We start from the raw sequence: 17786 nt of genomic DNA, 5'->3' as shown, positions 1-17786 counted from the left end.
CGACCAGCGCATGCGTGGGTCATCGGTTACTGCTGCGTGCATGGCTTGAAATCAATGATGCCTCTACGTCCGCGGACGGGACGATGGCTCATTGACAACACTTTGAGAGAAAAGGAAGCGTTATGCGCCATACCTTGGTTTTATCCGCATTGCTGGGCACCGGTCTGTTGGCCGCCACTTCCATCAGCCAGGCCGCCAACAACAGCCTGGTGTTCTGCTCCGAAGGCAGCCCCGCCGGTTTCGACACGGCGCAGTACACCACTGCGACCGACAACGACGCCGCCGAACCGCTGTACAACCGGTTGGCAGAGTTTGAAAAAGGCGCGACCAACGTCGTACCGGGCCTGGCCACGAGCTGGGATATTTCCGAGGACGGCCTCAAATACACCTTTCACCTACGCGAAGGGGTGAAGTTTCATACCACCAAGTACTTCACGCCGACCCGCGATTTCAATGCCGATGACGTGCTGTTCACGTTCAATCGCATGCTCGATCCGCAACAACCTTTCCGTAAGGCTTATCCGACAGAGTTTCCGTACTTCAACGGCATGAGCCTGAACAAGAACATCGCCAAGGTCGAAAAGACCGGGCTGCTGACCGTGGTCATGACGCTCAATAGCGTGGACGCCGCGTTCATCCAGAACATCGCCATGAGCTTCGCCGCGATCCTCTCCGCCGAGTACGCCGACAAGCTGCTGGCCGAAGGCAAGCCGAGCGACATCAACCAGAAGCCGATCGGCACCGGGCCGTTCGTGTTCAAGAGCTACCAGAAAGACTCGAACATCCGTTACACCGGCAACAAGCATTACTGGGACCCCAGCCGGGTCAAGCTCGACAACCTGATTTTCGCCATCAACACCGACGCCTCGGTGCGCGTGCAGAAACTCAAGGCAGGCGAGTGTCAGATCACCCTGCACCCGCGCCCTGCCGATGTGACCGCGCTGAAGAACGACCCGGCCCTGCAACTGATCGAGAAGCCTGGTTTCAACCTCGGCTACATCGCCTACAACGTGCGCCACAAGCCGTTCGACCAGCTCGAAGTGCGCCAGGCGCTGGACATGGCGGTGAACAAGCAAGGCATTCTCAATGCCGTTTATCAGGGTGCGGGGCAACTCGCGGTCAACGCCATGCCGCCGACCCAATGGTCCTACGACGACACAATCAAGGATGCCGCCTACAACCCGGAAAAAGCCAAGGAGCTGCTCAAGGCTGCCGGCGTCAAGGAAGGCACTGAAATCACCCTCTGGGCCATGCCGGTCCAGCGTCCGTACAACCCCAATGCCAAGTTGATGGCCGAGATGCTCCAGGCTGACTGGGCGAAGATCGGCCTCAAGGTCAAGATCGTCAGCTATGAGTGGGGCGAGTACATCAAGCGCACCAAGAACGGCGAACACGACATCAGCCTGATCGGCTGGACCGGTGACAACGGTGATCCGGACAACTGGCTCGGCACCCTCTACAGCTGCGACGCCATTGGCGGTAACAACTACTCGATGTGGTGTGATCCGGCCTACGACAAGCTGATCAAGCAGGCCAAGGTCGTCACCGACCGCGACCAGCGCACCCTGCTCTACAAACAGGCGCAGCAGTTGCTCAAGCAGCAAGTGCCGATCACGCCAGTCGCCCACTCAACGGTCAACCAGCCGCTGAGCGCCAAAATCGAAGGGTTCAAGGTGAGCCCGTTCGGCCGCACTGTTTTCTCGGGTGTCAGCATAGAAAAATAACCGATTAGCCAGAAATGCCGGGGGGCGGATTTTCCGCCCTCACGCAGACGCTTTGCCGTCTTTCGCCAATTTGGCCGACAGCAAACGTTTGCGATGCCGTGAATGAGTTCTAAACCAATAGCCGGATCACAAAAAAAGACCGGCATAAAAAAAGAAAGTAAGGAGCTTTACCCATGAAACTGAGCAGCACCGCGCTATTGGCCTTGGCCATCAGCAGCGTAACCGCCACGGCTTACGCAGAAACCCAAAGCCAGGCTTTCACCCCGGTTACCGTGAACGAAAAAAACGCCCAGAGCGAAGCCACCGGTTTTGTCGAAGGCCAGTCGATCACCGGCACCACGCGTAACTGGTACGCCAATGAGCAACTGCATCGCGGTGGCAAGTTCACCTACAAGAAAGACGGTGTTTCGACCCCGACCGATCGCCGGATCAACTGGGTCCAGGGCACCATCCTCAAGTACAACTCGGGCTTCACCGAAGGCACCGTAGGCTTCAGCACTGAAGTCGCCGCCTACAACGCCGTTGCCCTGGACCGGGACCGCAAAGACCTGGCGTCCAACAACGGTGGCGCACCTGGCTCTCGTCCAGGCGCGGGCAACAACCGCACCCTGACCAAGGAAGGCGGCGACGCTCAAGGCCAGTGGAGCAAACTGGGCCTGGCCAACGTCAAGGCCCGTGTCTCCAACAGCACCCTGACTGCCGGCCGCATGAACTTCAGCAGCCCGATGGTCGACGTGATCGGCAACCGTGCACTGCCTTCGAGCTTCCAGGGCGTAGCCATCCACAGCGAAGAGCTGAACAACCTGGCCTTCGACCTGGCCACCTTCGACCGCAACTCGCCGCGTACCGAAGAAAGCCTGCGCAAATTCCGCACCGAATACGCCAACGGCATCGTCGAAACCGACCACGTCCACACCGGCGGCATTACCTATACCCCACTGGCCAGCCTGACCACCAGCCTCTGGGCGACCCAGGCTGAAGACATCTGGAACCAGTACTACTTCGGCGCCTCTCACGTTCTGGGCGACAGCCAGGTACTGAGCCTGACCACCGGCCTGAACTACTACAAAACCAAGGAAACCGGTAAAGCCCTGATCGGCGATATCGACAACGACACCTACTCGCTGTCGTTCGGCCTGACCCACCAGGCCCATACCCTGACCCTCTCGTACCAGGAAGTGAACGGTAACGAGTACTTCGACTACCTGCACGAAACCAACGGCATCTACCTGGCCAACTCCCTGCTGTCGGACTTCAACGGCCCGAACGAAAAATCGTTCCAGGTTGCCTACGGTCTGAACATGGCCGAATACGGCGTACCAGGCCTGAAGTTCAACATTTACCAGGCTCGCGGCTGGGGTATCGACGGCACTCACTACACCGGCAACGGCGGCGTGGCCGGCAAGGGTTACGACGGCATCCAGTCCCAGGATGGCGAACACCACTATGAATACGGCATCGGCGCAACCTACGCCGTGCAGAGCGGCCCGCTCAAGGCCACCACGATCCGCGGCACCTACACCGCTCACCGTGCCAGCGAAAACCAGGCTGACGGCAGCATCAACGAGTTCCGTCTCGTGACCACCGTTCCGTTCAACATCTTGTAATACCGCTGCCGAACGGCTGATTCAATGACGAATCGGCCGTTCGGCTTTTGTCCTTTAACCGATTGCAGAGGGTTCTTGATGAAAATGCTTCCCCTACGTGCGGCCATCGCGGCTGCGTTGCTCAGTGTCGCTGTCGGTGTCTCGGCCAAACCCCTGGTGGTTTGTACCGAAAACAGCCCCGAAGGCTTCGACATGGTCCAGTACACGACTGCAGTCACAGCCGATGCGGTGGCCGAAACCATCTTCAATCGCCTGGCAGACTTCAAGCCCGGCACCACCGACGTGATTCCGGCACTGGCTGAGTCCTGGGACATCAGCGAAGACGGCCTGAGCTACACGTTCCATCTGCGCAAAGGCGTCAAGTTCCACACCACCGAATACTTCAAGCCGACCCGCGACATGAATGCCGACGATGTGGTCTGGAGCTTCCAGCGCCAACTGGACCCGAATCATCCATGGCACAAGCTGTCGAGCGTGGGCTTCCCGTACTTTGAAAGCATGGGTTTCAAGGAACTGCTCAAGAGCGTCGAGAAAGTCGACGACAACACGGTCAAGTTCACCCTGACCCGTCCTGAAGCACCGTTCCTGGCCGACATTGCCATGGCCTTCTCTTCGATCTACTCCGCCGAGTACGCCGACCAGTTGCTCAAGGCGAACAAGACCGGTGACCTGAACAACAAGCCGGTCGGCACCGGCCCGTTCGTCTTCCAGCGTTACAACAAGGATGCCCAGGTTCGCTTCAAGGCCAACCCGGACTACTTCCGCGGCAAGCCTCCGGCTGATGCGCTGATCCTGGCCATCGCCACCGACAACAACGTGCGCCTGCAGAAGCTCAAGGCCAACGAGTGCCAGGTCGCGCTGTATCCGAAACCGGATGACATTCCGAGCATCAAGAAAGACGACAAGCTGAAAGTCGATGAGCTGAATGCGATGACCGTCGCGTACATCGCCATCAACACCACGCACAAGTACCTGAGCGATGTACGGGTGCGTAAAGCCATCGACATCGCCTTCGACAAGGAAGCGGCTGTCAACGCGCTGTTCGGCAAGGGCAATGCAACAGCCGCCGTAAACCCGTTCCCGGACACCCTGCTGGGCTACAACCACACACTGAAGAACCCGGCCCGCGACCTGGAGAAGGCCCGTGCCCTGCTCAAGGAAGCCGGCGTACCGCAAGGCACCACCTTCACCCTGTTCACCCGCAACGGAGGCGGTGCAACCAACCCGAACCCGATGCTCGGTGCGCAGATGATGCAGGCCGACCTGGCCAAGGTCGGGATCAAGATCGACATTCGCGTGATGGAATGGGGCGAAATGCTCAAGCGTGCGAAAAACGGCGAGCACGACATGGTTTCCGCCGGATGGGCGGGCGATAACGGCGATCCGGATAACTTCCTGACGCCTATGCTCAGTTGTGAGGCGGCCAAGAACGGCGAAAACTACGCACGCTGGTGCAATGACAAGTTCCAGGCCCTGATCGATCAGGCCCGGGAAAAAACCGACCCGGCCGAGCGTGCAGCCCTGTACGAGCAGGCCCAGGTTATTTTCAACCAGGACCAGCCGTGGATCAGTTTGGCGCACACTAGAATGTTTACCGCAATGCGCAACAACGTAGAGGGCTATCACATTAGCCCCCTCACCACGAATAACTTCGCCACCACCCAGGTGAAGTAATAAGAAAACTCCCGGCATGCCTGACCCAGGCATGCCGGGCACGCCTAACCGGCTGATGAGGTACAACACACGATGTTTAGTTTTATTGCCCGCCGACTGGGGTTACTGATCCCCACGTTCTTCGGTATCACCTTGCTGACTTTCGCGTTGATTCGCATGATCCCGGGCGACCCCGTGGAAGTCATGATGGGAGAACGTAGGGTCGATCCCGAAATGCACGCTCAGGCAATGGAACGCCTAGGTCTGAACAAACCCCTGTATGCCCAATACCTGGATTACATCGGCAAACTGGCCCACGGCGATCTCGGTGAATCCCTGCGTACCCGTGAAAGCGTCTGGAGCGAATTCACCTCTCTGTTCCCCGCGACCCTGGAACTGTCCTCGGCTGCGCTGTTGTTCGCCGGTGTCCTGGGCCTCCTGGCCGGAGTGATCGCGGCACTCAAGCGAGGATCCCTGTTCGACCATGGGGTGATGGGCATCTCCCTGGCGGGATATTCGATGCCGATCTTCTGGTGGGGCCTGATCCTGATCATGTTCTTCTCGGTGTCGCTGGGCTGGACCCCAGTGTCCGGGCGGATCGACCTGCTCTACGACATCGAGCCACGCACCGGCTTCATGCTGATCGATACGCTGCTGGCCGATGACGTCGGTGCGTTCTTCGATGCCCTGCACCACCTGATCCTGCCGGCCATCGTGCTGGGCACCATCCCGCTGGCGGTGATCGCGCGGATGACCCGTTCCTCGATGCTCGAAGTGCTGCGTGAAGACTACATTCGCACCGCCAAGGCCAAAGGCCTGTCGCCGTCGCGCGTGGTGTTCGTGCACGGTCTGCGTAACGCGCTGATTCCGGTACTGACGGTGGTCGGCCTGCAAGTCGGCACCCTGCTGGCCGGTGCGGTCCTGACCGAAACCATCTTCTCGTGGCCCGGCATCGGCAAATGGCTGATCGAGGCCATTGGCGCCCGGGACTACCCAGTCGTACAAAACGGCATCCTGTTAATCGCCTGCCTGGTGATTCTGGTCAACTTCGTAGTGGACATCCTCTACGGCTTTGTCAACCCACGCATCCGTCATCAGCGCTGAGATCATGACCATGACCATGACCACTCCAATTCCATCGGTAGCAGTCGATCAAAGCCTGCTGTACCCGTCTCCGTACAAAGAATTCTGGCAAGCGTTCTCCAAGAACAAAGGCGCCGTCGCCGGCCTGATGTTCATGCTGCTGGTGATTTTCTGCGCGATCTTCGCCCCGTGGGTTGCCCCCCATGACCCGAGCGAGCAATTCCGCGACTTCCTGCTGACCCCGCCGGCCTGGCTGGAAGGTGGACAGTTGCAGTTCCTGCTCGGCACCGACGAACTGGGTCGCGACCTGCTGTCGCGTCTGATCACTGGCTCGCGCCTGTCCTTGATGATCGGCTTGTCCTCGGTGGTGATGTCGCTGATTCCGGGGATCCTGCTGGGTCTGTTCGCCGGGTTCTTCCCGCGCGTGGTCGGCCCGACCATCATGCGTCTGATGGACATCATGCTGGCCCTGCCGTCCCTGCTGCTGGCCGTGGCGATCGTCGCCATCCTCGGCCCTGGCCTGATCAACACCGTGATCGCCATCGCCGTGGTGTCCCTGCCGTCCTACGTTCGTCTGACCCGCGCTGCGGTGATGGGCGAGCTGAACCGCGACTACGTGACCGCCGCGCGCCTGGCCGGTGCCGGCCTGCCGCGCCTGATGTTCGTTACCGTGCTGCCTAACTGCATGGCGCCGCTGATCGTTCAGGCCACCCTGAGCTTCTCTTCGGCGATCCTCGATGCCGCCGCACTGGGCTTCCTCGGCCTTGGCGTACAACCGCCAACCCCTGAGTGGGGCACCATGCTGGCTTCGGCCCGCGACTACATCGAACGCGCCTGGTGGGTGGTGAGCCTGCCTGGTTTGACCATTTTGCTCAGCGTGCTGGCAATCAACCTGATGGGCGACGGCCTGCGCGACGCGCTGGACCCGAAACTCAAGAACGCCGCCTGAGGAGATTCCCATGTCACTGTTAGAAATCAAGAATCTCAACGTTCGCTTCGGCGACAAAAATGCCACGCCAGTGGTCGATGGCCTCGACCTGCAAGTGGACAAGGGCGAAGTGCTGGCCATCGTTGGCGAGTCGGGTTCCGGCAAGTCCGTGACCATGATGGCGCTGATGGGCCTGATCGAGCATCCGGGGATCGTCACCGCCGACGCCCTGAATTTCGACGGCAAGAACATGCTCAAGCTCAACAACCGCCAGCGTCGACAGATCGTCGGTAAAGACCTGTCCATGGTCTTCCAGGATCCGATGACCGCGCTGAACCCGAGCTACACCGTGGGTTTCCAGATCGAAGAAGTGCTGCGCCTGCACCTGAAAATGTCCGGCAAGGCTGCCCGCAAACGCGCCATCGAACTGCTGGAAAAAGTCGAAATCCCGGGTGCCGCCAGCCGTATGGACGCCTACCCGCATCAACTGTCCGGTGGCATGAGCCAGCGTGTCGCGATTGCCATGGCGATTGCCGGCGAACCGAAACTGCTGATCGCCGACGAACCGACCACGGCGCTGGACGTGACCATTCAGGCGCAGATCATGGACCTGCTGCTGGCGCTGCAGAAAGAGCAGAACATGGGCCTGGTGCTGATCACCCACGACCTCGCCGTCGTGGCCGAAACCGCCCAACGCGTGTGCGTGATGTATGCCGGCCAAGCGGTCGAAGTCGGCCAGGTGCCGCAACTGTTCGACATCCCTGCGCACCCGTACAGCGAAGCGCTGCTCAAGGCGATTCCGGAACACAGTCTGGGCGCCTCGCGCCTGTCGACCCTGCCGGGCATCGTTCCCGGTCGCTACGACCGTCCGCAGGGTTGCCTGCTGTCGCCGCGCTGCCCGTACGTGAAAGACAACTGCCGTCAACAACGTCCGGCACTAGACCAGAAAAGCAACAGCCTCGCTCGCTGCTTCTACCCGCTGAACCAGGAGGTGGCGTAATGGCCGTCGTTCTTACCGCCCGCGACCTGACCCGTCACTACGAGGTCTCCCGAGGCCTGTTCAAGGGTCACGCTACTGTGCGCGCCCTCAACGGCGTGTCATTCGAACTGGAAGCCGGCAAGACCCTTGCCGTCGTCGGCGAGTCGGGTTGCGGCAAGTCCACCCTGGCCCGTGCCCTGACCCTGATCGAAGAGCCGTCCTCCGGCTCCTTGAAAATCGCCGGGCAGGAAGTCGCCGGTGCCGACAAGGCCCAGCGCAAACAACTGCGCAAAGACGTGCAGATGGTGTTCCAGAGCCCGTACGCATCGTTGAACCCACGGCAAAAAGTCGGCGATCAACTGGGTGAGCCGCTGCTGATCAACACCAACCTGAGCGCCGCGGAGCGTCGCGAGAAAGTCCAGGCGATGATGAAGCAGGTGGGCTTGCGTCCCGAGCACTACCAGCGTTATCCGCACATGTTCTCCGGTGGTCAACGCCAGCGGATCGCCCTGGCCCGGGCGATGATGCTGCAACCGAAAGTGCTGGTGGCGGACGAACCGACCTCGGCGCTGGACGTGTCGATTCAGGCGCAGGTGCTCAACCTGTTCATGGATTTGCAGCAGGAGTTCAACACCGCCTATGTGTTCATCTCCCACAACCTGGCAGTGGTACGCCACGTTGCCGACCACGTGATGGTGATGTACCTCGGTCGTCCGGTGGAAATGGGGGCGAAAGAGGACATTTACTCCCGTCCCCTGCACCCTTACACCCAGGCGCTGTTGTCGGCGACGCCAGCCATCCACCCGGATCCGAACAAGCCGAAAATCAAGATCGTCGGCGAATTGCCCAACCCGCTGAACCCGCCGTCCGGCTGCGCTTTCCACAAGCGCTGCCCGTACGCCACCGAGCGTTGCAGCACTGAAGAGCCGGCCCTGCGCCTGCTTGACACTCGCCAGGTGGCTTGCCACTACGCCGAGCAATTCCTCGACGGCGCGGCATAAAAAACTGTAGGAGCCAGCCTGCTGGCGATAGCGGCAGACCCGTCAACATTTCTGTTTACTGGCACACCGCAATCGCCAGCAGGCTAGCTCCCACAGGGATTGAGTTGCTCAGATTCTTGATGCGTTGACCCAACCCCTTCCGCCTCGATTGCGCATCAGTCAGGCAGAGGGGTTTTCTTTCATTTGGCAACTTTATGCTTTCGTTTTTCGGCAATCCTTCAGCAGGTTTCTTGCTTTCAGCGTCCAAGGCATCCTTCCTGAAAAATCCCCCTTCCCCATGACCATTATCACGCCGGTCCCATTTCCTCCTTCCTTGGCAGAAAACCTGAAACCAATCCTCACTTCCTCTTTAACCATGTCTGGCATTATTTCAAGACTGCCCTCCAGCGTTTCCCATGTAAGACTGCCCCTTACGACGTAATACGCGGAGATATCTCCCTCGGGAGCAAGAGAATAGGAGCCCGCCAATATCCTGGCATCCGGAAAATAAAAAACGATGCTTCGGCCTTCATCATCTTCTCCCTGCAACAAGAAATCCCTATCTTCCTTCGATCCCAGAAACTGCACCTTAGTGGTCTCGAAAAACTCTTGTTGCGGCGTTCCCTTAAAACTGGCGCTCAATTTACCTTCAGTCATGACTTCATCCTCGCCTCAGATCTCAGGCGCTCTTTGATATCGTAAAGCGCCGAAGCCCTGTTTATAGCACCCAAAACAAAAGCCGCTACTGTCATATCTGACAGTAGCGGCTCTGTTTGCATAAAACAGGTCGATCAAAGGTCACTCAAGTCTGGCTGTCACCTTCTTCTTCATCGGAGTCCGGCTCGTCGGTGGTCGAGTCATCGTCGTTGTCAGCGCCCCCCTGCCCCTGATCTCCCGGTTCCGATTCGGACTTGGCAAGCATCAACCCCGCATAACCCGCCTGCCCGCTCGAGGCCTGCTCTCCATGATCAATACACTCGGCCCACGCCATCGAGGTTCCGAGCGAGAGCATCACCAACACCTTCAACAGCAGTAAAGCGCGTAACAATCTGTTCATAGCCGATTCCTTCCTTTCGTGGAGTGCCTGTCTGGCGCTGAGTCAAATCTAGTTCCGATCAGTCGGGTTCTCCAGATTGGACGTTGTCGAACCCGCGGAAATGCCCTTGGATTGGAGACTGGTTTGGAATAAAGGTTATGCCGAAAAGATCAAAGCGTGTTCCGCCTTCCAGAACGCTTGTACACCCGCAGAATTCCTCGCAGGATTCGCGGGATATACGCAGGACAGAACTTCCCGCGATCGGCACGTTTAATCAAAGGACACAGCATGATCAGCAGCGCCTTCGCACCGATGCAATCACTCGCCACCACCCTGCTGCCCCACGCCCTGGAACCCTCGGAAGACGGCGCTCACGACCTTTCGCACCTGCAACGGGTCTGGCACAACGCCCACTTGATTCAGGCACAGGAAGGTGGCGATCTTGAGGTGCTGCTGGCGGCGGTGCTGTTGCATGATTGTGTAGCAGTGGAAAAGAACTCGCCGTTGCGCTCGCAGGCATCGCAATTGGCAGCGCGCAAAGCGTCAGGGGTATTGGCGAAGATGGATTGGCGCGAGACAAAAATCGCCGCCGTCGCCCACGCCATCGAAGCCCATAGCTTTTCCGCCAACATCCCGCCGACCTCGCTGGAAGCGAAAATCGTGCAGGACGCCGACCGCCTCGACTCCCTGGGTATGCTCGGCGTCGCCCGCACCTTTTACGTTGCCGGGCGCATGGGCAGCGCCCTCTACGACCCGCAGGACCCACAGGCCAATAACCGCGACTATGACGACACTCGCTTCTGCATCGACCATTTCCAGACCAAGCTGCTGCACTTGGCAGACGGTTTCCAGACTGCGACAGGGCAACGTCTGGCACAGGTTCGTCATAAGCGTTTGAAGGGGTTTCTGGAGCAGTTCAAGGAAGAGATCGGGATTGGCTGATACGCCAGGAGCACTGAACCTGCATAACTCAGGAAAGGACAAGCGCCATGGATCTGTCGCAAACACTGCTGCAACTTGAACGACGCCTCCTGTCACACACGACTCGACGAAATGCTGAAGAAATCTCACGCCTGCTCGCGGATGACTTTATCGAGTTCAGCGCCAGTGGCGGCATCTGGAGCAAGGCCGAAGTGGTCGAGCAGTTGCCCCATGAGTCGTTTATCCAACGGAGCATCAGCCATTTTGCCATCAAGCCATTGTCAGAAGAGACCGCCTTGGTGACTTATCATTGTTACGTCGACAGCCACGGCCATCCCGGCGCAGTCCACAGTCTGCGCAGTTCCATCTGGCGTAATCGGGGCGAGCAGTGGCAGATGGTTTTCCACCAGGGGACATTGATTCCCAGTGAACAATGACGCAGGCATTCATGGCGAATCCGGATCCCTCGCGAGTCAGAGAGTGTTGTGAACGCCCCGGATTACTGTAGGAGCGAGCCTGCTCGCGATGGACGTCAACGATGACACGCGCAGCCTGAATAAATGCGGCGGGTCTGAACTCTTCGCGAGCAAGCTCGCTCCTACAGGGGATTGCGTCAGGTAACAAAAAACCCCGCAGCTTTCGCGACGGGGTTTCTGGCCTTTCAGCTCAGTGCTTAATGGTGTTCACGGGTCGCACGGAATTTAACATCCGGCCAGCGCTCTTCCATCAGGGCCAGGTTGACCCGCGTAGGCGCGAGGTAGGTCAGGTGACCGCCGCCGTCCAGTGCCAGGTTTTCCACAGCCTTGTTGGAGAATTCCTCAAGCTTCTTCTTGTCGCTGCATTCGATCCAGCGCGCGGAATAAACGGTGATCGGCTCGTAGGAGCATTCGACCTTGTATTCCTCTTTCAAACGGCTGGCGACCACATCGAACTGCAGCACACCGACGGCGCCGAGGATGATGTCGTTGCTGCGCTCCGGGAAGAACACCTGGGTCGCGCCTTCTTCGGCCAACTGCTGCAAGCCCTGGCGCAGTTGCTTGGATTTCAGCGGATCCTTCAGGCGTACGCGGCGGAACAGTTCCGGGGCGAAGTGCGGGATGCCGGTGAAACCCAGGACTTCGCCTTCGCTGAAGGTGTCGCCGATCTGGATGGTGCCGTGGTTGTGCAGGCCGATGATGTCGCCGGCGAACGCTTCTTCCAGTTGCTCACGTTCGGAGGAGAAGAAGGTCAGCGCGTCGCCGATCCGCACGTCCTTGCCGGTGCGCACATGGCGCATCTTCATGCCTTTTTCGTATTTGCCGGAGCAGATACGCATGAAGGCGATGCGGTCGCGGTGTTTCGGGTCCATGTTCGCCTGGATCTTGAAGATGAAGCCCGAGAACTTCTCTTCCACCGGCTCCACGGTGCGCTCGTTGGCCACGCGTGCCAGTGGGCGCGGCGCCCAATCAACGACGGCGTCGAGTACGTGGTCGACACCGAAGTTGCCCAGTGCCGTACCGAAGAACACCGGGGTCAGCTGACCGTCGAGGAACTCCTGCTGGTTGAATTCGTGGCAGGCGCCCTGCACCAGTTCCAGCTGTTCGATGAAACGCTCGTACTCGTCACCCAGATGGGCGCGGGCTTCATCGGAGTCGAGCTTCTCGATGATTTTCACATCGGTGCGCTCATGACCGTGACCAGCGGTGTACACGATGATGTAGTCATCGGCGAGGTGATACACGCCTTTGAAGTCGCGGTAGCAACCAATCGGCCAGGTGATCGGCGCAGCCTTGATCTTGAGGACGGCTTCGATTTCGTCGAGCAGTTCGATCGGGTCACGGATGTCACGGTCGAGTTTGTTGATGAAGCTGACGATCGGCGTGTCACGCAGACGGCAGACGTCCATCAGGGCGATGGTCCGTGGCTCTACACCTTTACCGCCGTCGAGAACCATCAACGCCGAGTCCACCGCGGTCAGGGTGCGGTAGGTATCTTCGGAGAAGTCTTCGTGGCCCGGGGTGTCGAGCAGGTTGATCATGTGATCGCGATACGGGAACTGCATGACCGACGTGGTAATGGAGATACCACGCTGCTTTTCCATTTCCATCCAGTCGGAGGTGGCATGGCGGTCGGATTTACGCGATTTCACCGTACCGGCTACCGCAATCGCCTTGCCCATCAGCAAGAGCTTCTCGGTGATGGTGGTCTTACCGGCATCGGGGTGGGAAATAATGGCGAAAGTGCGGCGTTTCGCGACTTCGGCGGCCTGTTTGGTCATGGGAAATCGCCTGGCAGGTGATTCAAAAAAGGGCGGCGAGTATAGCGCAAATGCAGTCTTACGGACCACCGCCCGTAGGACACGATCCGCCGTAGGAGCTGCCGCAGGCTGCGATCTTTTTAGCGATTTAAACCACGCCGAAGATCAAAAGATCGCAGCCTGCGGCAGCTCCTACGGGTGGCCAAATGGTGTGGAACGTGGGAACCTTTTAAAGCTCGGAGACGTCCACTCCCCCGTTACGACCACTCGTCGGGGGTCTGAAACACCTGCAATTCGGCCTGACGAGGCTGTGCTCATGGCTCTATAGCCGTGCGCCTACCTTCTGTAGGAGCGAGCTTGCTCGCGAAAAACGTCCAGACAACGCGTACATACAGGTACCCAGCGTTATCGTTGACGCCCATCGCGAGCAAGCTCGCTCCTACAGTGGAACGCGCTTGGCATGAGCTGCTTCTCGCGAACACTTTTTCGGCCGCCAGGAATGGTGTTGCCACACGAAAAAGTGTTCGCCGACTGAAAAAAAGGAGTCCGCCTGTGGCTATCCACTATGGCAAAGGGCTGATAGGAGGCGCGCTGGTAATCGCCCTTCTGGCCCTGCTGATCCAATGGATCGGCATCGACACGATCGAACACTACCGCGACGATTTGTTGTTTTACCTGCAAGCCCATCTGATTCTCGTCCTCGCTTCCATGCTGGCCGCCCTTGTCGTGGGCATTCCTGCCGGCATCCTCCTCAGCCGCCCTTCCATGGTCGGCCGTGCCGAACGCTTCATGCAGTTCTTCAACATCGGCAACACCGTTCCGCCCCTGGCCGTCCTGGCCATCGCCCTCGGTATCCTCGGCATCGGCAGTGGCCCTGCCATTTTCGCCCTGTTCCTCGCCTCGCTACTGCCCATCGTGCGCAACACCTACGAAGGCCTGAAAAACGTTCAGGGTTCGCTCAAGGAAGCCGCCGTCGGCATCGGCATGACCCCGTTCCAGGTACTGTGGAAAGTCGAATTGCCCAACGCCGTGCCGATCATCATCGGCGGTGTGCGCGTGGCCCTGGCGATCAATGTCGGGACGGCGCCGCTGGCGTTCCTGATCGGCGCCAACAGCCTTGGCAGCCTGATATTCCCCGGCATTGCCCTGAACAATCAGCCGCAGTTGCTGCTCGGTGCCGCGTGCACCGCGTTACTGGCCCTGCTGCTGGACGGTGTGGTCACTCTCGGCAGTCGCCTCTGGCTCGAACGCGGCTTGCGCCTGTCTTAAGCCCCGGCAAAGGAATCGTCATGAAAACATCAAGCTTATTACTAGGCTGCGTCCTGCTGTGCGCAGGATTTGCCCAAGCCGCGGAAAAACCCTTGATCCGCATCGGCGCCCGGGTGTTCACCGAACAGACCCTGCTGGCGGAGATCACCTCACAGTACCTGCGTACCAAGGGTTACGAGGTGCAAGTGACCGGCGGCCTGGGCAGCAATCTGGCCCGCAGCGCCCACGAAAGTGGCCAGCTGGACATGCTCTGGGAATACACCGGCGTTTCGTTGGTCGCCTACAACCATGTCACTGAAAAACTCGACAGCGAACAGTCCTATACCCGGGTAAAAGAACTCGACGCAAAAAAAGGCCTGGTCTGGCTCACCCCGTCGAAATTCAGCAACACCTACGCCCTCGCCCTGCCGAAGAAGGTCGCCGACCAATACCCGCAAATCAACACCATCAGTGAACTGAACACGGTGCTGCGCAAGGAAGCCGAGACCAACAACCTGGTGGCGCTGGATACCGAGTTCGCCAACCGTTCGGACGGGCTCGACGGCATGGTGCAGCTGTACGACATGAACCTCACGCGCAAAAACATCCGGCAGATGGATGCGGGTCTGGTCTACACCGCGCTGCGTAACGGCCAGGTGTTTGCCGGTCTGGTCTACACCACCGACGGTCGTCTCAACGCCTTCCAGCTGAAACTGCTGGAAGACGACAAGCATTACTTCCCGGACTACACCGCCGCACCGGTGGTACGTCAGGCCTACCTCGATGCGCACCCGCAATTGGCCGCACAGCTCAAGCCGCTGGCTGAACTGTTCGACGACAACACCATGCGCGAACTCAACGCGCGGGTCGACGTCGAGCATCAGAGCCCTTCAGCCGTTGCCGCCGATTTCCTGCACCAACACCCGATCAATTAAGGAGGAAAAGTCATGGAATTCCTGAACGCCTTTTCCCATCTCGACTGGCAGCAGGTGATCCACCTGACCTGGCAGCACATCACGCTGGTCGGTATCGCCGTGACCCTGGCGATTCTGGTCGGCGTGCCGCTGGGCATTCTGATGACACGTTTCCCGAGCCTCGCCGGGCCTTTGCAAGCCAGCGCCACGGTGCTGCTGACCGTGCCGTCGATTGCCCTGTTCGGCCTGCTGCTGCCGTTCTACTCAAAGTTCGGCCAGGGCCTGGGGCCGATGCCGGCGATTACCGCGGTTTTCCTGTACTCGCTGCTGCCGATCATGCGTAACACCTACCTGGCGCTGACCAATGTCGAGCCGGGCATCCGCGAAGCCGCGCGCGGCATCGGCATGACGTTCGGCCAGCGCCTGCGCATGGTCGAACTGCCCATCGCCGTACCGGTGATCCTCGCCGGTGTGCGCACTGCAGTGGTGATGAACATCGGTGTCATGACCATCGCCGCCACCATCGGCGCCGGAGGCCTCGGCGTACTCATCCTCGCCTCCATCAGCCGCAGCGACATGTCGATGCTGATCGTCGGCGCCGTACTGGTCAGTGTGCTGGCGATCATCGCCGACCTGATCCTGCAAGTGCTGCAACGCTCGCTGACTCCAAAAGGACTGCTCAAATGATCGAACTTCAAAACCTCAGCAAGACCTTCCAAAGCAACGGCAAAGATGTGAAAGCCGTGGACTCGGTGAGCCTGACCGTCAATGAAGGCGAAATCTGTGTGTTCCTCGGACCATCGGGTTGCGGCAAAAGCACCACGCTGAAAATGATCAACCGCCTGATCAAACCGACCTCGGGCAAGATCCTGATCAATGGCGAAGACACCACCGGCCTCGACGAAGTAACACTGCGCCGCAACATCGGTTACGTGATCCAGCAGATCGGTCTGTTCCCGAACATGACCATCGAAGAGAACATCGTGGTCGTACCGAAACTGCTCGGCTGGGACAAGCAGAAATGCCACGACCGCGCCCGTGAGTTGATGAGCATGATCAAGCTTGAACCCAAACAATACCTGCATCGCTATCCGCGGGAATTGTCCGGAGGCCAACAACAGCGGATCGGCGTGATTCGCGCACTGGCCGCCGATGCGCCGCTGCTGTTGATGGACGAACCCTTCGGCGCGGTCGACCCGATCAACCGCGAGATGATCCAGAACGAGTTCTTCGAAATGCAGCGGGCGCTGAACAAGACCGTGATCATGGTCAGCCATGACATCGACGAGGCGATCAAGCTCGGCGACAAGATCGCGATCTTCCGCGCCGGCAAGTTGTTGCAGATCGATCACCCGGACACGTTGCTCGCGCACCCGGCGGATGAGTTTGTCAGTAACTTCGTCGGCCAGGACAGCACACTCAAGCGCCTGCTGCTGGTGAAGGCGGAAGATGCGGCGGATAACGCGCCGTCGGTGAGTCCTGAGACTCCGGTGGCCGATGCGCTGGAATTGATGGACGAGCATGACCGACGTTATGTGGTGGTCACTTGTGCCGAGAATAAAGCCCTGGGTTACGTACGACGTCGCGACCTGCACCGTCAGACCGGCACCTGCGCACAGTACCAACGCGAGTTCAACGCCACGGCGGCGTACGACGAACATTTGCGCATTCTGCTGTCGCGCATGTACGAGTTCAATCGGGCGTGGTTGCCGGTGATGGATGCCGAACGAGTGTTCCTTGGCGAGGTCACGCAGGAGTCGATTGCGGCTTACTTGAGCTCCGGACGTTCGCGGGGGATGAAAACCAACATCGTGTCGCCTGCCGAGGCAGTGGTCGCCTGATCACTCATATCGCCCGGTAAAAAACCCAAAACCTGTAGGAGTGAGCCTGCTCGCGATAGCGCGATGTCAGTCAACGACGATGTTGGCAGTGAAAATGCCATCGCGAGCAGGCTCGCTCCTACAAGGTTTGTGCATTTTTTGAGTAATCGGCAGGCCGGAAAAAAATATCAACAGCAGCATCTGCAAAAGCCATCCGGAAACACACTCTGAAATAGTCAAATCCCCTCTCAGCCTACCTTTTCGCTGCCAACGTCGCCCATATTGTCGCCATCGTACTTCCTAGTGACTTAGCGTACAAAAGCGTCGAACGTGCAGGTATTTTTAACACTTCACAATTCCTCGGGAACATCTGCCCGTCATCTGTGTCGGTTACAAAGAGTAATGCTCGTAACGCGCGTCAGAAGAGTGCAAAAACGCGACATTTTTTGTTGATCTCAGGCCCCTCACGCCCTAAAGTTCGCGCCGAACGTCCATGCTGGAAACGATCCATCCGGCTCAAGTACTGACGACGAGACAGCAAGGCCAAGGGAAAGCTGCACTTCCCATGGCCTTTTTGCTTTCGGCGACATGCCTTGGGAAGTAGGCGAACCAAAGTGGGGATACGGAGGACGTTCAGGAGGGTGTGTCATCAATGAA

General features: G+C 59.0%; 16 protein-coding genes. 13 read left to right on the top strand and 3 right to left on the bottom strand.

Going from position 1 to position 17786, the window contains the following annotated elements; all coding sequences use genetic code 11:
• Positions 1-122 precede the first annotated feature (122 nt).
• The 7 genes from C8K63_RS19410 to C8K63_RS19380 all read left to right on the top strand — a co-directional run bounded on the left by C8K63_RS19410 (position 123) and on the right by C8K63_RS19380 (position 8975).
• Positions 123-1724, top strand: a complete 1602-nt coding sequence (locus C8K63_RS19410) for an ABC transporter substrate-binding protein (RefSeq protein WP_108218177.1) — start codon at positions 123-125, stop codon at positions 1722-1724.
• 173 nt (positions 1725-1897) lie between these two features.
• Positions 1898-3331, top strand: coding sequence for an OprD family porin (locus tag C8K63_RS19405; RefSeq protein WP_108218176.1), 1434 nt, complete (start codon positions 1898-1900; stop codon positions 3329-3331).
• Between the two features lie 78 nt (positions 3332-3409).
• Positions 3410-5005: an ABC transporter substrate-binding protein gene (locus C8K63_RS19400; protein ID WP_108218175.1), complete on the top strand. Its 1596-nt coding sequence runs from the start codon at positions 3410-3412 to the stop codon at positions 5003-5005.
• A 72-nt stretch (positions 5006-5077) separates the two neighbouring features.
• The gene (locus C8K63_RS19395; protein ID WP_108218174.1) at positions 5078-6088 is read left to right on the top strand and encodes an ABC transporter permease subunit; all 1011 of its coding nucleotides are present in this window, start codon (positions 5078-5080) and stop codon (positions 6086-6088) included.
• A 16-nt stretch (positions 6089-6104) separates the two neighbouring features.
• Positions 6105-7016, top strand: coding sequence for an ABC transporter permease subunit (locus C8K63_RS19390; protein ID WP_108218173.1), 912 nt, complete (start codon positions 6105-6107; stop codon positions 7014-7016).
• Positions 7017-7026: 10 nt separating this feature from the next.
• A complete protein-coding gene (locus C8K63_RS19385; protein WP_057716450.1) occupies positions 7027-7995 on the top strand; it encodes an ABC transporter ATP-binding protein in 969 nt (322 codons plus the stop codon).
• A complete protein-coding gene (locus C8K63_RS19380) occupies positions 7995-8975 on the top strand; it encodes a peptide ABC transporter ATP-binding protein (RefSeq protein WP_108218172.1) in 981 nt (326 codons plus the stop codon). Before C8K63_RS19385 ends, C8K63_RS19380 begins: the two co-directional genes overlap by 1 nt.
• A gap of 192 nt (positions 8976-9167) precedes the next feature.
• Here C8K63_RS19380 and C8K63_RS19375 read toward each other — a convergent pair whose 3' ends face one another.
• Positions 9168-9611 (bottom strand): hypothetical protein, encoded by a 444-nt coding sequence (locus tag C8K63_RS19375; protein WP_108218171.1) that lies wholly within the window; start codon positions 9609-9611, stop codon positions 9168-9170.
• A 145-nt stretch (positions 9612-9756) separates the two neighbouring features.
• Positions 9757-10011 carry a hypothetical protein gene (locus C8K63_RS19370; protein ID WP_108218170.1) on the bottom strand — a complete coding sequence of 85 codons (255 nt, stop codon included), beginning with the start codon at positions 10009-10011 and terminating at the stop codon, positions 9757-9759.
• 267 nt (positions 10012-10278) lie between these two features.
• Here C8K63_RS19370 and C8K63_RS19365 point away from each other — a divergent pair, with 267 nt between their 5' ends.
• Both C8K63_RS19365 and C8K63_RS19360 read left to right on the top strand, forming a co-directional pair.
• Positions 10279-10932 (top strand): HD domain-containing protein, encoded by a 654-nt coding sequence (locus C8K63_RS19365; protein WP_108218169.1) that lies wholly within the window; start codon positions 10279-10281, stop codon positions 10930-10932.
• Between the two features lie 47 nt (positions 10933-10979).
• Complete coding sequence (locus C8K63_RS19360) at positions 10980-11348, top strand: DUF4440 domain-containing protein (protein ID WP_108218168.1); 369 nt, start codon at positions 10980-10982, stop codon at positions 11346-11348.
• 236 nt (positions 11349-11584) lie between these two features.
• On the opposite strand, the gene C8K63_RS19355 is transcribed toward C8K63_RS19360, so the two are convergent.
• Positions 11585-13168 (bottom strand): peptide chain release factor 3, encoded by a 1584-nt coding sequence (locus C8K63_RS19355; protein WP_108218167.1) that lies wholly within the window; start codon positions 13166-13168, stop codon positions 11585-11587.
• A 531-nt stretch (positions 13169-13699) separates the two neighbouring features.
• Between C8K63_RS19355 and C8K63_RS19350 the strand changes: the two genes are divergently transcribed.
• The 4 genes from C8K63_RS19350 to C8K63_RS19335 are packed head-to-tail and all read left to right on the top strand — an operon-like array spanning position 13700 to position 17150.
• Positions 13700-14416, top strand: coding sequence for an ABC transporter permease (locus C8K63_RS19350; protein WP_108218166.1), 717 nt, complete (start codon positions 13700-13702; stop codon positions 14414-14416).
• 20 nt (positions 14417-14436) lie between these two features.
• On the top strand, positions 14437-15330 hold the full coding sequence (locus C8K63_RS19345) for a glycine betaine ABC transporter substrate-binding protein (protein ID WP_108218165.1): 894 nt from the start codon (positions 14437-14439) through the stop codon (positions 15328-15330).
• A 12-nt stretch (positions 15331-15342) separates the two neighbouring features.
• Positions 15343-15996, top strand: coding sequence for an ABC transporter permease (locus C8K63_RS19340; protein ID WP_108218164.1), 654 nt, complete (start codon positions 15343-15345; stop codon positions 15994-15996).
• On the top strand, positions 15993-17150 hold the full coding sequence (locus C8K63_RS19335; RefSeq protein WP_108218163.1) for a betaine/proline/choline family ABC transporter ATP-binding protein: 1158 nt from the start codon (positions 15993-15995) through the stop codon (positions 17148-17150). The genes C8K63_RS19340 and C8K63_RS19335 overlap by 4 nt, the downstream gene beginning before the upstream one ends.
• Positions 17151-17786: the final 636 nt, after the last annotated feature.

Source organism: Pseudomonas sp. GV085 (genome assembly GCF_003050925.1).
Taxonomy (GTDB): domain Bacteria; phylum Pseudomonadota; class Gammaproteobacteria; order Pseudomonadales; family Pseudomonadaceae; genus Aquipseudomonas.
The sequence above is the reverse complement of the archived record's forward strand: the minus strand, read 5'-3'. Positions and strand labels throughout refer to the sequence as shown.